General features: G+C 68.3%; 9 protein-coding genes. 6 read left to right on the top strand and 3 right to left on the bottom strand.

Translation table 11 applies throughout. The features are described from left to right. The gene (locus EV678_RS02180; protein ID WP_014237303.1) at window positions 1-480 is read right to left on the bottom strand and encodes a Diheme cytochrome c; all 480 of its coding nucleotides are present in this window, start codon (window positions 478-480) and stop codon (window positions 1-3) included. 11 nt (window positions 481-491) lie between these two features. Beyond that, a complete protein-coding gene (locus tag EV678_RS02175) occupies window positions 492-914 on the bottom strand; it encodes a DUF1924 domain-containing protein (protein ID WP_130458350.1) in 423 nt (140 codons plus the stop codon). 187 nt (window positions 915-1101) lie between these two features. Here EV678_RS02175 and mutS point away from each other — a divergent pair, with 187 nt between their 5' ends. Together mutS and EV678_RS02165 are read left to right on the top strand one after the other, a co-directional pair. Further along, window positions 1102-3705: a DNA mismatch repair protein MutS gene (gene mutS / locus EV678_RS02170; protein ID WP_130458349.1), complete on the top strand. Its 2604-nt coding sequence runs from the start codon at window positions 1102-1104 to the stop codon at window positions 3703-3705. Window positions 3706-3714: 9 nt separating this feature from the next. Then, window positions 3715-3993 (top strand): hypothetical protein, encoded by a 279-nt coding sequence (locus EV678_RS02165; protein ID WP_130458348.1) that lies wholly within the window; start codon window positions 3715-3717, stop codon window positions 3991-3993. Here the strand turns inward: EV678_RS02165 and EV678_RS02160 are convergent. Next, entirely contained in the window at window positions 3963-4457 is a 495-nt protein-coding gene (locus tag EV678_RS02160; protein WP_014237299.1) for a CZB domain-containing protein, read from the bottom strand. The two genes, EV678_RS02165 and EV678_RS02160, sit on opposite strands and share 31 nt — an antisense overlap. A 250-nt stretch (window positions 4458-4707) precedes the next feature. Here EV678_RS02160 and EV678_RS02155 point away from each other — a divergent pair, with 250 nt between their 5' ends. The 4 genes from EV678_RS02155 (at window position 4708) to EV678_RS02140 (ending at window position 13344) form a co-directional block, all read left to right on the top strand. Next, window positions 4708-5982: an O-acetylhomoserine aminocarboxypropyltransferase/cysteine synthase family protein gene (locus EV678_RS02155; RefSeq protein ID WP_014237298.1), complete on the top strand. Its 1275-nt coding sequence runs from the start codon at window positions 4708-4710 to the stop codon at window positions 5980-5982. Between the two features lie 259 nt (window positions 5983-6241). Continuing rightward, window positions 6242-10060 carry a response regulator gene (locus EV678_RS02150; protein ID WP_130458347.1) on the top strand — a complete coding sequence of 1273 codons (3819 nt, stop codon included), beginning with the start codon at window positions 6242-6244 and terminating at the stop codon, window positions 10058-10060. A 161-nt stretch (window positions 10061-10221) separates the two neighbouring features. Beyond that, entirely contained in the window at window positions 10222-11310 is a 1089-nt protein-coding gene (trmA, locus tag EV678_RS02145) for a tRNA (uridine(54)-C5)-methyltransferase TrmA (protein ID WP_130458346.1), read from the top strand. A 459-nt stretch (window positions 11311-11769) separates the two neighbouring features. Continuing rightward, window positions 11770-13344, top strand: a complete 1575-nt coding sequence (locus EV678_RS02140) for an ABC transporter substrate-binding protein (protein ID WP_130458345.1) — start codon at window positions 11770-11772, stop codon at window positions 13342-13344. Window positions 13345-13369 lie beyond the last annotated feature (25 nt).

Raw genomic sequence — 13369 nt, 5'->3', positions numbered from 1 at the left:
TCATCGACGGCCATCGGCCGGCTGCAGGGAGCCTTCGCCGAAATCGCCCTGTTCGGCCCGGCGATGGCATTGCTGACACTGGGCCATGGGCGTGGCCCTGGCGCCGGCCGGCACCTTGGGCAGCGGGTAGCCGCGCAGCTCCTCGGGCCGATGCTTGCGCTGGAACCAGGCGGTGGTGGTGAGGCGTGGCGCCGCTCCCTTGCCCTCATGGGCGCTGCGGGTGCTGGCCTGGGCTTGCAGCAGGCTGGCGATCTCCCGCTGGGCCTGGGGCTCCAGGCTGGCGTCGCTGCCGAAATGGCGCTCCAGCTGCTGCAGGGTCACTTTCCAGCCGGCAGCGTCCATCAATGCCGGCGGATAGGCGACGTGGCAACTGCCGCACTCCGCCGCGTAGGTAGGGGACAGGGCATAACGATGGTCGCCGGCCCAGGCGCCGCCGGCCAGCAGCAGCGTTGCCAGGGACAGGCTCTGTAGTGTTTTCATGGCATCGCTCCTCAGGGTTTGACGGTCAGCAGATAGGCCAGCAGGTCGCCCTTCTCCTCGGCCGTGCAGGCCCGGCCCAGCACATCCTTGCAGTTGCGGCCGAACCATTTGTCCACCTTGGCGGCATCGCTGAAACGACGGGGATTGGCGGCCGGGGCCAGGGGTTCGATCAGCTTGCGGGTCACCGCATGGGCGCCGCCCTGGCCCGGGTTGCTGGTATGGCAGGAAGCGCAACTCCAGTCGCTGCCATGGGTAGTGCTGAAGAAGCTGCGGCCCCGCTCGGCGGAAAAGGCGCGCAAGGCGGGATTGGACTGTCGGGCTTCGGCCAGCCAGGCGGCCTGGAGTTCGGCAGGAGAGGTGGGCGATGCGGCCAGGGTGCTGCCGGCCAGGAGCGCCAGGGCGACGCCCATGGCCAGGGGTCTGGGGAAATACATTTGGGTCTCCCAAAGTGAATACGGGAGCCAGTATTGGCAGCCAGGATTAAGCCAACCTTAAGTTCCCCTCCCGCCCCAAGGGAAATTCGGCCAGACTTCTCCCCCCGACCTTCCCCCCCGCCGCCAGACACGGGATAATCCGCCCCTTCGGCGGCCCCTGCCGCGCCCATCCATTTTTTCGAAGCCCATGGCAACCAAGAAGAACAGCGATCCCTCCGGCCACACCCCGATGATGCAGCAGTATTTGGCGCTGAAGAGCCAGCATCCGGGCACCCTGCTCTTCTACCGCATGGGGGATTTCTACGAGCTGTTCTTCGAGGATGCGGAAAAGGCCGCCCGCCTGCTGGACATCACCCTCACCACCCGGGGCCAGTCCGCCGGCCTGCCCATCAAGATGGCCGGGGTGCCCTACCACGCGGTGGAGCAGTACCTGGCCAAGCTGGTGAAGATGGGCGAATCCGTGGTCATCTGCGAACAGGTGGGGGACCCGGCCACCAGCAAGGGCCCGGTGGAGCGGGCCGTCTCCCGCATCGTCACCCCCGGCACCCTGACCGACGCCGCCCTGCTGGACGAGAAGCGGGACACCCTGCTCATGGCCCTGACCGGCGGCCGCGGCGTCTGGGGCCTGGCCTGGCTCAACCTGGCCAGCGGTGAATTCCGCGTCAGCGAAGTGGCCACGGAAAAGCTGACCGCCACCCTGGAACGCATCCGCCCGGCCGAAGTGCTGCTGCCCGATTCCCTGGTGCCGGAAGTGAACATCAGCGCCGCCACCACCCGCCGCCCCGACTGGCATTTCGACGCCGAAGCGGCCAAGCGCCTGCTGCTGGAACACTTCAAGGTGCAGAGCCTCACCGCCTTCGCCGCCGAGGACCTGCGCCCCGCCCTGGGGGCCGCCGGGGCCCTGCTGCAGTACGCCCAGGCCACCCAGACCCAGGCCCTGCCCCACGTCCAGGGCCTGGTGGTGGAGCGGGAGTCGGCCTACCTGGGGCTGGACGCCGCCACCCGCCGCAATCTGGAACTGACCGAGACCCTGCGCGGCGAAGCCTCCCCCACCCTCTTCTCTCTGCTGGACTCCTGCGTCACCGCCATGGGCGCCCGCTACCTGCGCCACGCCCTGCACCACCCCCGGCGCGACCGGGCGGTGCCGGCGGCCCGCATCGATGCCATCGGCGCCCTCATGGCGGACCACCTGGCCCTGGCCCAGTACCTGCGCAGCGGCCTGAAGGGCTTTGCCGACGTGGAGCGCATCGCCGGCCGCATTGCCCTGCGCAACGCCCGCCCCCGGGACCTCTCCAGCCTGCGCGACTCCCTCGCCTGCCTGGAGGAACTGCGCCGCCCCCTGGCCGGCCATCCCTCGCCCCTGCTGGGTGAGCTGTGGGGCCAGCTGGAAGCGCCGGTGGAGGCCATCGAGCTTTTGCTGCGCGCCATCGCCCAGGAACCGGCGGCCATGGTGCGGGACGGCGGCGTCATGGCCACCGGCTTCGATGCCGAGCTGGACGAGCTGCGGGCCCTCAACGACAACTGCGGCGCCTTCCTGGTGGACCTGGAAGCCCGGGAGAAGGAACGCACCGGCATCGCCACCCTCAAGGTGGAATACAACCGGGTGCACGGCTTCTACATCGAAGTCACCCACGCCAATGCCGACAAGGTGCCGGACGACTATCGCCGGCGCCAGACCCTGAAGAACGCCGAACGCTATATCACCCCGGAACTGAAGGCCTTCGAGGACAAGGCCCTCTCCGCCCAGGATCGCGCCCTGGCCCGGGAAAAGTGGCTCTACGAGCAGGTGCTGGATCAGTTGCAGCCGGTGGTGCCGCAGCTGCAGGCGGTGGCCCGGGCCCTGGCCCAGCTGGACATGCTGGCCTCCTTCGCCGACACCGCGGTGGCCCGCAACTGGTGCCGCCCCGAATTCACCGACCGGCCCGGCCTGTGGCTGGAAGCGGGCCGCCACCCGGTGGTGGAAAACGAACTGCAGGCCCAGGGCGACACCTTCATCCCCAACGACCTGGACCTGGGGGAAAGCGAAGACGCGGAACTCCGCCTGCTGCTCATCACCGGCCCCAACATGGGCGGTAAATCCACCTACATGCGGCAGACGGCGCTGATCGCCCTGCTCGCCCACGTCGGCTGCTACGTTCCGGCCAAGGCGGCCCGGCTGGGGCCCATGGACCAGATCTTCACCCGCATCGGCGCCTCCGACGATCTGGCTTCGGGCCGCTCCACCTTCATGGTGGAAATGACCGAATCCGCCGCCATCCTGCACAACGCCACGGAACAAAGTCTTGTCTTGATGGACGAGGTGGGCCGGGGCACCTCCACCTTCGACGGCATGGCCCTGGCCATGGCCATCCTGCGCCACCTCTTGGAAAAGAACCGCAGCCTGACCCTGTTCGCCACCCACTATTTCGAGCTGACCCGCCTGGCCCACGAATACCCGGCCCTGGTCAATGTGCATCTGGACGCGGTGGAGCACGGCGACCGCATCGTCTTCCTCCACGCTGTGGAAGAAGGCCCGGCCAACCAGAGCTACGGGATTCAGGTAGCGGCCCTGGCCGGCATTCCCAGTGCGGTGGTGCGGGCCGCCAAGAAGGAACTGCGGCAGCTGGAAACCCGGGCCGCGGTGGACCCGCTGCAGCCGGACCTCTTCGCCGCCGTCCCGGCGCCCGACGAAGGGCCGGAAGCTCCGGCCCACCCGGCCCTGGAGCGACTGGGGGAGATCGATCCGGACAGCCTCTCGCCGCGAGAGGCCCTGGACCTGCTTTACGAACTGAAGACCTTGCAACGGGGCTAGGCGCGGGTGTTGCAGAGCCTCATCCCCTGGGTGGACCATCCCTGGCTGCTGCTGGCCTGCCTGGCCCTGTCGGTGCCGCCCCTGCGGGACATCTGGCGCATGATATTCGGCGACGCTGCCGACTTTGCCGAAGACCTGCGCCTGGCCGCCCTCCCCGACTGGTGGGCCTGGCTCCAGGGCCGCTATTGGGACGGCCAGTGGGCCGAACTGAAACTGACCGTCTTCGCCCTGCTCTGCGTCGGCCTGCCCGCAGCCCTCTACCGCATCATCGCCGGCTGGGTGAACTGAAACTCTTCCTCCATGCCCTGGGCGCAGCCGGCGTCGAACAGGTCGGCCAGATGCACCAGCCAACTGCGCAACTCCCGGTAGTGGGGCTCGAAGTCGTGGTGGAAGCTGCGGCTGGCCTCCTGCTCGTCACCCTGGGCCTGGGCCCGGGCGATGGTCCGCACGTCCTCGCACACCTGGCGGTGGATGCGGGCGAAATCGGAGAAGGAACCCAGATCGCCGAAGTTGCGCCGGGCGCCGCTGGCGATCCAGCGGCCCAGGGGCCGTTCTTCCAGCCGGGGCAGGCGCTCGCACCACATGGGCCCGGGCGTACGCCCGTCCACCACCCAGGCGGTGACTTCGCGGCGCACCGCCGTCCATTCGGCCGCCACGCGGCAGAAGTTGATCTGGCTGCGCACTTCCTCCCGTTCCCGCCGGGAGAAGGGACTACCGCTGAAAAAGGCTCGGATAAGGTCGAGGGGACGCATGGCACACCTCTTTTCTTATAGTGGTTGGCTTGATTTAATTTTATGCCTTTGCGCATAAAACGAAAGTAATATTCGGCGCCCCCAGGGTTCGTCCTAGGTACTTCCCGGGAAAGTCCCTAGGAACCAACTCGTAGTTTGCATATACCCAATCGATCTAGAAAACCGCTTTTTTAGTGCTAGACTCTCATCCACTGTCATGGCGGCCACCGAGGGGCCGCCCCACCGATCATCCAAACAAGGGAGACTCCTGATGCCGAAGCTCGAAACCCTGGCCGTACATGCCGGTTATTCCCCCGATCCCACCACCAAGGCGGCGGCGGTACCCATCTACCAGACCACCTCCTACGCCTTCGACAACACCCAGCACGGGGCTGACCTGTTCGACCTGAAGGTGGCGGGCAACATCTACACCCGCATCATGAATCCCACCCAGGACGTCCTGGAAAAGCGCGTCGCCGCCCTGGAAGGCGGCATCGCCGGCCTGGCCCTGGCTTCCGGCCAGGCTGCCATCACCTACGCCATCCAGACCATCGCCGAAGCCGGCGACAACATCGTCTCCACCGCCACCCTCTACGGCGGCACCTACAACCTGTTCGCCCACACCTTCCCCCAGCTGGGCATCCAGGTGCGCTTCGCCGACTACCGGGACCCGGCCTCCTTCGAGAAGCTGATCGACGGCAAGACCAAGGCCATCTACGCCGAAACCATCGGCAACCCCCTGGGCAACATCACCGACATCGAGAAGCTGGCCGAGATCGCCCACCGCAACGGCATTCCGCTGATCGTGGACAACACCGTGGCCAGCCCCTTCCTGCTGCGCCCCATCGAGTTCGGCGCCGACATCGTGGTGCATTCCCTGACCAAGTACCTGGGCGGCCACGGCAATTCCATCGGCGGCATCATCGTCGATAGCGGCAAGTTCCCCTGGGCCGAGCACAAGACCCGCTTCAAGCGCCTCAACGAGCCCGACGTTTCCTACCACGGCGTGGTGTACACCGAAGCCCTGGGCCCCGCCGCCTACATCGGCCGCGCCCGGGTCGTGCCCCTGCGCAACACCGGCGCCGCCATCAGCCCCTTCAACGCCTTCCTCATCCTGCAGGGCATCGAGACCGCCGCCCTGCGCATGGAGCGCATCACCGACAACACCATCGCCGTGGCCAAGTACCTGCAGAGCCACAAGAAGGTGAAGTGGGTGAACTACGCCGGCCTGGAAAACCACCCGGACCACGCCCTGGCCAAGAAGTATCTGGGCGGCAAGCCCTCCGGCATCCTCACCTTCGGCGTCGAGGGCGGCATCGAGGGCGGCACCCGCTTCCAGGACGCGCTGCAATTGTTCACCCGCCTGGTGAACATCGGCGACGCCAAGTCCCTGGCCTGCCACCCGGCCTCCACCACCCACCGCCAGCTCAACCCGGAAGAACTGGCCAAGGCCGGCGTCACGGTGGATACGGTGCGCCTGTCCATCGGCATCGAGCATATCGACGACCTCATCGCCGACCTGGAACAGGCCCTGGCCGCCGTCTGAGCCAAACCTGCCGCAACCACGAAACGGGGCCCCAGGCCCCGTTTTTTTTTGCTCCCGGCGCCCCCCGGGACAACCGTCGCCTCGCATTCGGCATATGCCGATTGACAAGACGCCCCCGAATTTTTGACACTGGAACCATGGGCGGCAAGCCCGCCCGGCCATGCCGGGTGAATCAAACCCCTCCGCCGCTGTCCCAGCAGTGGAGGGAAGCGGGGATCGAGCCTGAGCGGGAGTGCGGATGGGCAATTTAGCAACGCGGATGCGCCGAAAAATCGAAAGCCTGCCCCTGAAGATCAAGGCGGCCCTCTTCTGCGCCCTCATTTTCGCCCTGGGCATGGGTTCCCTCGCCTATTACGTGGCCGACGCCCTGCGCCGGGATTCGGTGGTCCTCATCGGCCAGGAGCAGAAGACCGGCGCCGACTTCCTCGCCCGGACCCTGGAAGCGGAACTGCGGCTGCGCCTGGACGTCATCGACGGCCTGGCCCGCCACCTGGTTGCCCAGTCCCTCAACTCGCCCCGGCAGATCCAGACCTTCCTCAATGAGCAGACGGTGGCCAGCCGCATCTTTTCCCGGGACATCTACTTCATCGCCGCCAACGGCATCCGCACCGCCGAGTATCCGCAACGGGGCCACGTCGGCACGCCCTACAACGACAGCAGCTATTTCATCAGCATCCGGGACACCCGCAAGCCGGCCATCCGGGTCTGGTTCGGCCGCTTCGCCAAGAAGCCGGTGCTGCTGGTGGCGGTACCCGTCATCGCCGCCGACGGCACCTTCCTCGGCGCCCTCTGCGGTGCCGACGTGATCGCCCCGGGCAGCCCCCTGCACCTCACCGACGAAGTGCATAACGGCCAGAGCGGCGGCTTCCACGTATACGCCCTGGACCAGGGCATCTTCGCCGCCAGCACCGACCCCACCCGGGTCCTGGAAAAGCTGCCGGCTCCCGGCATCAATCCCCTGCTGGATCGCCGCCTCAAGGGCTATATCGGCCCGGGCCAGACCGTGGATTCCAAGGGCTTGGAAATCATCAGCGCCGCCGCCATGGTGCCCACCGCCAACTGGATGGTGGTGTCCTACCTGCCCACCCGGGAAGCCTTCGCCCCCCTGGAACGGGCTACCAAGCGCATCTACAGCGGCGCCGCCCTCATCACCCTGCTGGTGGCCCTGCTGGTGTGGCTGGGAGTGCGCCGCTCCCTGGCGCCCCTGGAACGGGCCGCCCGCCAGATCGGCGAAACCGGGGCCGGCCACATTCCCCTGGAGCCGGTGGAGGTCCAGGGCAGCGGCGAGATCCGCATGCTGCTGCAGAACTTCAACCTGCTGCAGCAGCACATCGCCGCCCAGAACGAGACCATCCGCCGGGAGCGGGACCACCTGGAGGTGCTGGTGGAGGAGCGCACCGCCGAGCTGGTGGAGCTGGCCAAATCCCTGCGGGACGCCAACCAGGAGCAGCAGGCGGTCTTCGACGGCACTCGCATCGGTATCGTGCTCACCCGGGACCGCATCATCCGCCGCTGCAACCGCACCATCGAGGAAATCCTCGGCTACGAGCCGGGGGAAATCCTGGAGCAGAGCACCCGCATCTGGTACCCGGACGAGGCCACCTTCCTCGCCGTGGGCGAGCGGGTGCGGGAGGGCCTGGCCCGCCACGGCTACTTCCGTGAGGAACTGGAGCTGGTACGCAAGGACGGTAGCCGCTTCTGGGGCCGCATCATGGCCCAGGTGATCGACCGCAACGCCCCGGAAAAGGGCATGGCCGGCACCGTGGAAGACATCGGCGAGGAGCGCCGCATCCTGGCGGAGATGGCCCAGGCCAAAGCCCTGGCCGAAGCGGCGGCCCAGGCCAAGGCCGACTTCCTGGCCAACATGAGCCACGAAATCCGCACCCCCATGAATGCCGTCATCGGCATGACCCACCTGGCCCTGAAGACCGACCTGGACGAACGCCAGCGCGAATACCTGCGCAAGATCCAGCATTCCAGCCAGCACCTGCTGGGCATCATCAACGACATCCTGGACTTCTCCAAGAGCGAGGCCGGCAAGCTGCACATCGAGCAGATCGACTTCGACCTGGAGAAAGTGCTGGAGGACGTCTCCAGCCTGATGTCGGAGCGGGCCACCAGCAAGGGCCTGGAGTTCGTCATCGAAATGGCCGACGAGGTGCCGCGCCACCTGGTGGGCGACCCCCTGCGCATCGGCCAGGTGCTGATCAACTACGCCAGCAACGCGGTGAAATTCACCGAACGGGGCGAGGTGGCCATCCACGTCGGCCTGGAGGAAGACCAGGGCCAGGAGGTGCTGCTGCGCTTTGCCGTGCACGACACGGGCATCGGCATCAAGGCCGGGGAACTGCCCACCCTCTTCAACAGTTTCCAGCAGGCCGACAGCTCCACCACCCGCAAGTACGGCGGCACCGGCCTCGGCCTGGTCATCGCCAAGCGCCTGGCCGAACTGATGGACGGCCAGGTGGGGGCCGAGAGCGAACCGGGCCGGGGCTCCACCTTCTGGTTTACCGCCCGCCTGGGCCGGAGCAGCACCGCCCGCCACCGGGCCCCGCCCCGGCCCGACCTGCGGACCCGCCGCCTGCTGGTGGTGGACGACCACGACCATGCCCGGGACGTGGTCTGCGACATGCTGCGCAGCATGAGCTTCCAGGTCAGCGACACCGATTCGGGCAACCGCTGCCTGGCCGAACTGCAGCGGGCCAGCGCCGCCGGGGAGCCCTACGACATCGTCTTCCTCGACTGGCAGATGCCGGAAATGGACGGCCTCGCCACGGCCCGGGAAATCCGCCGCCTGGAGCTGCCCCAGCCGCCCCTGGTGCTGATGATCACCGCCTACGGCCGCGATGAGCTGGCCCGCAGCGCCGGCGAGAGCGGCCTCCAGGGCATCGAGGAAATCCTCATCAAACCGGTCAGTCCTTCCCAGCTGTTCAACACCGTGATGCGCATCCTCGACCATGAGGACGGCCCCCACAGCGCGGCCGACCCGGAGGCCCTGCCCGACCTGGCGCCCCTGGCCGGCCTGCGGGTGCTGCTGGTGGAGGACAACCAGCTGAACCAGGAAGTGGCCAGCGAATTCCTGGCCGGCGCCAACATGGTGGTGGATGTGGCGGACGACGGCGCCAGCGCCCTGGAAAAGGTGCGCCAGCAGCGTTACGACGTGATCCTGATGGACATGCAAATGCCGGTCATGGACGGCATCGCCGCCACCCGGGAAATCCGCCGACAGTTCCCCGCCGCCGTCCTGCCCATCCTGGCCATGACCGCCAACGCCATGGAGCAGGACCGGGAACGCTGCCTGGCGGCGGGCATGAACGACCACATCGCCAAGCCGGTGGACCCGAGGGACCTGCTGGGCAAGCTGCTCAAGTGGCTGGCCCCCGGCGCGCCCCTCGTGGCCCCGCAGGCCGCCGCGCCGCTGCCCGGCACCGTCACGCCGACGCCGCCGGTCGCGGCCCCAGCCAAGGCCGACCGCCAGCCCTTCGCCGGCATCCCCGGGCTGGATGCGACCCTGGGCCTGCACCAGGCCCTGGACCGGGAAGGCCTCTACCTGCGCCTCATGGACAAGTTCGTCAGCGGCCAGCGCGACGCCCCGCAACGGCTGGCCCGGGCCATCGATGCCGGGGACTGGGTCGGGGCCGAACGGGAGGCCCACACCCTCAAGGGCGTCAGCGCCCAGATCGGCGCCATGCCCCTGCGCGACCTGGCCGAAGGGCTGGAGCACGCCATCCGCCAGCGGGACCCCCCGGACCTGCTGCAGGACCTGCTGGGCAAGATCGCCGACAGCCTGCCCCCGCTGGTGGACGCCATCGCCGCCGTCCTGGCCACCCAGGAAGTGCCGGCGGCCAAGGCCACGGTGAACTGGATGCAGGTGGAGGAAGTCTGCGCCCGCCTGGCCCAGCAGCTGGCAAACGACGATTTCGCCTGCGAAAAGCTCCTGGACGAACACGAGGCCCTGCTCCACGGCGCCCTGGGCGAGGACTTCCCGCCCCTGGCCCGGGCCGTGCGCGACTTCGACTTCACCCAGGCCCAGGCCCGGCTGCAGGCCCTGGCGGCAAGCCACCGGCTCAAGCTCTAGGGCAGCCCCGGGGCCGCCTCCGCCGCCCCGGCACAAAATCCTGAAAGGCCCCGGCGAGTTGTGTATATTGCGGCTGCGCCGGCCCGCCCGACCCGAATATCCACCCGGTCACGCCCCCTGTCATGCCGCCGGCGCACCGTGACTGCCGCCCTGCCAAGACCATGCCGCTACGCAAAATCAACCCCGCCGCCTACGACGCCCTGCTGGCCGAAAAGATCGCCCGCTACCGGGCCGACTTCGCCCCCTTCGACCTGCCCGAGCCCCACATCGCCCGCTCCGCCCCCCTGCACTACCGGCTGCGGGCCGAGTTCCAGATCGTCCGCCGCGAGGGCCAGGTGGCCTACGCCATGTTCAACCCGGACAATCCCCGGGAAGCGGTGCCCCTGGAAACCTTCCCCGTGGCCTCCGCCACCATCTGCGAAATGATGCCGCGGCTGCGGGACGAACTGCAGGCCAGCGAACTGCTCAAGGACTACCTGTTCCGCGTGGACTTCCTCTCCACCCTGAGCGGCGAACTGCTGGTGACCCTGGTGTACAAGCGGCCCCTGCGCCCCCTGTGGGAAGCGGCCGCCCGGGACCTGGCGCAGCGGCTCAACATCCAGCTCATCGGCCGCAGCCGGGGGCAGAAACTGGTCCTGGGCCGGGACTGGGTCGAGGAAAGCTTCGAACTGGAAGGCCGCCAGCTGCGCTACCAGCAGATCGAGGGCGCCTTCTCCCAGCCCAACGGCGAGGTGAACCGGCAGATGCTGGCCTGGGCCTGCGCCCAGGCCGACACCCTGGGCGGCGACCTGCTGGAGCTGTATTGCGGCAACGGCAATTTCACCATCGCCCTGGCGTCCCACTACGAGCGGGTGCTGGCCACGGAAATGAGCAAGACCTCGGTCCATGCCGCCCAGTACAACCTGGAAGCCAACCGGGTGGACAACGTCAAGGTGGTGCGTATTTCCGCCGAGGAATTCAGCGAAGCCTACAGCGGCACCAAGGAATTCACCCGCCTGGCCGGCATCGACCTGAAGGGCTACCGCTTCTCCACCGTCTTCGTGGACCCGCCCCGGGCCGGCCTGGACGACGGCACCCTGGCACTGGTGCGGGGCTTCGACCACATCCTCTACATCTCCTGCAACCCGGAGACCCTCAAGGCCAACGTGGCGGCCCTGCACGACACCCACCGCATCGCCGCGGCCGCCGCCTTTGACCAGTTCCCCTACACCGACCACCTGGAGTGCGGCCTGCTGCTGAGCCGCCGCTGACACCCGGCCTGCCGGCGCCCCTGCCGGCAGCCGGCCCCGGGCGGGGCGGAATGCTTTTATGGCATGCCCTGGAAGGCAGGCAGGACGCCATTCTCCAGCCATGATAGGCCGGAATGTCCGTCCTTCCTTGCTCTCAGGCCGATGGTCTGGAGGCAGCAACCCCGGGACTGGCGCCGCCTTTCTTGCTTATCTTTCTCGCCCACTTTGCTGCCGCCTTCCCCGCCAGCCGGCCGGTCCATTTCATCCGCCGCACCTTGCCCCCACACCCGGCACCGCCCGGCGACTGGTGCCTTCCACCACTTACCACCGCCGGCTGATGCCGCAGCAACGCCGCTCCGCGATGGCCGCCGTCCTTTCCCCCGGCCGCCGGCCTCGGTAGACTGGCGCCTCCATGGCCCCATCATTCCGTTGTCGGCCCTCATCCCAACGCGCTTCATTCCTACGCCCCGAAGAAACCCCATGGCCCGTCGTCTGCTGCTGTCCTTCCTGCTCCCCCTGCTGCTGCTCGCCAGCCCGTCCCTGCGGGCGGCCGGACTCAGCGTGGGCCTGGCCGCCGACGTTTCCTCCCTGGACCCCCACTATCTCAACGCCGCCCCCAACATCGCCGTGGCCAGCCACTTCTTCGAGACCCTGGTGGCGGTGGACAAGGATGGCCAGCTGGTGCCGGGCCTGGCCCAGTCCTGGCAGGCCGTCAACCCCACCACCTGGGAATTCAAGCTGCGCCCGGGAGTGAAATTCCACGACGGCAGCCCCCTCACGGCGGAGGACGTGGTCTTCTCCCTGGAGCGCCCCGCCAGCCTCACCCAGAGCCCCGGCCCCTTCACCGGCTTCACCAGGGCCATCAGCGGCAAGAAGGTGGTGGATGCCCACACCCTGCGCCTGACCACGGCCCAGCCCTACGGCCCCTTGCCCCTGGACCTGGCCTCCATCTTCATCGTTTCCAAAAAGGCCGCGGCCAAGGCCGGCACGGAGGACTTCAACAGCGGCAAGGCCCTGGTGGGCACCGGCCCCTTCCGCCTGCTCAAGTTCCGCCGCGGCGAGGCGGTGGAGCTGGCCCGTTTCGACGGCTACTGGGGCGAGAAGCCCGCGTGGGATACGCTCACCCTGCGCATCCTGCCGGCGGATGCCGCCCGCCTCGCCGCCCTGCTGGCGGGCCAGGTGGACATGATCGAAGGCGTGCCCGGCGCCGACGTGGCCAGGCTGAAAAAGGATGCCCGCCTCTCTGCCAATTTCCGGCTGGAGCAGCGCGTCTCCTGGCGCACCCTGTTCCTGCAACTGGACCTCTTCCGCGACGCCTCGCCCTTCGTCACCGACCTGGCCGGCAAGCCCCTGGCAAAGAATCCCCTGAAAGACCTCAAGGTGCGCCAGGCCCTCTCCCGCTCCATCAACCGGGAGGCCCTCGCCGCCCGCACCCTGGACGGCCTCGGCGTGCCCGCCAGCCGCCTGGTGGCGCCGGGCATTCCCGGCCACGGCCAGCAGCCGGCGGCGGAGCCCTACGACCCCGAAGGGGCCAAGCGCCTGCTGGCAGAAGCGGGCTACCCCCAGGGCTTCGCCCTGACCCTGCACGGCCCCAACAACCGCTACCTCAACGACGAGCAGATCCTGCAGACCCTGGCCCAGTTCTTCGGCCGCATCGGGGTCAAGACCAAGGTGGAAACCCTGCCCCTGGCCGCCTACTTCGGCCGCCTGCGCCATGCCGATTTCAGCGCTGCCCTGCTCGGCTGGGGCTCCCTCTCCGGCGACTTCGCCCTGCGCACCCTGCTCGGCACCCCGGACGAAAAATCCGGCTGGGGTGCCTGGAACTGGGGCCGCTTCAGCGACGCCAGGGTGGATGCGGACATCCGCAGCGCCCTGGCCAGCACCGACCCGGCCCGCCGCAGCCGCGCCGCCGAGACGGCCATGGATCAGGCCATGCAGCAATTGCCGGTAATCCCCCTGCACCATCAGGTGGCCACCTGGGCCCTGCGCGCCGGCCTCACCTACCCGGCCCGCATCGACGAATTCACCTTCGCCGCCCAGGTGCGGCCCCGCTAGGCCGGCAGGCACGCCGAGCTGCCCC

The organism is Azospira oryzae, from assembly GCF_004217225.1.
Classification (GTDB): Bacteria; Pseudomonadota; Gammaproteobacteria; order Burkholderiales; family Rhodocyclaceae; genus Azospira; species Azospira oryzae.
This window is presented reverse-complemented; position numbering and strand designations above follow the sequence as displayed.

Coding starts and splice junctions, on each gene's coding strand:
- EV678_RS02180 (WP_014237303.1), bottom strand. CDS start 480: ATGAAAACACTACAGAGCCTGTCCCTGGCAACGCTGCTGCTGGCCGGC.
- EV678_RS02175 (WP_130458350.1), bottom strand. CDS start 914: ATGTATTTCCCCAGACCCCTGGCCATGGGCGTCGCCCTGGCGCTCCTG.
- mutS (WP_130458349.1), top strand. CDS start 1,102: ATGGCAACCAAGAAGAACAGCGATCCCTCCGGCCACACCCCGATGATG.
- EV678_RS02160 (WP_014237299.1), bottom strand. CDS start 4,457: ATGCGTCCCCTCGACCTTATCCGAGCCTTTTTCAGCGGTAGTCCCTTC.
- EV678_RS02155 (WP_014237298.1), top strand. CDS start 4,708: ATGCCGAAGCTCGAAACCCTGGCCGTACATGCCGGTTATTCCCCCGAT.
- EV678_RS02150 (WP_130458347.1), top strand. CDS start 6,242: ATGCGCCGAAAAATCGAAAGCCTGCCCCTGAAGATCAAGGCGGCCCTC.
- trmA (WP_130458346.1), top strand. CDS start 10,222: ATGCCGCTACGCAAAATCAACCCCGCCGCCTACGACGCCCTGCTGGCC.
- EV678_RS02140 (WP_130458345.1), top strand. CDS start 11,770: ATGGCCCGTCGTCTGCTGCTGTCCTTCCTGCTCCCCCTGCTGCTGCTC.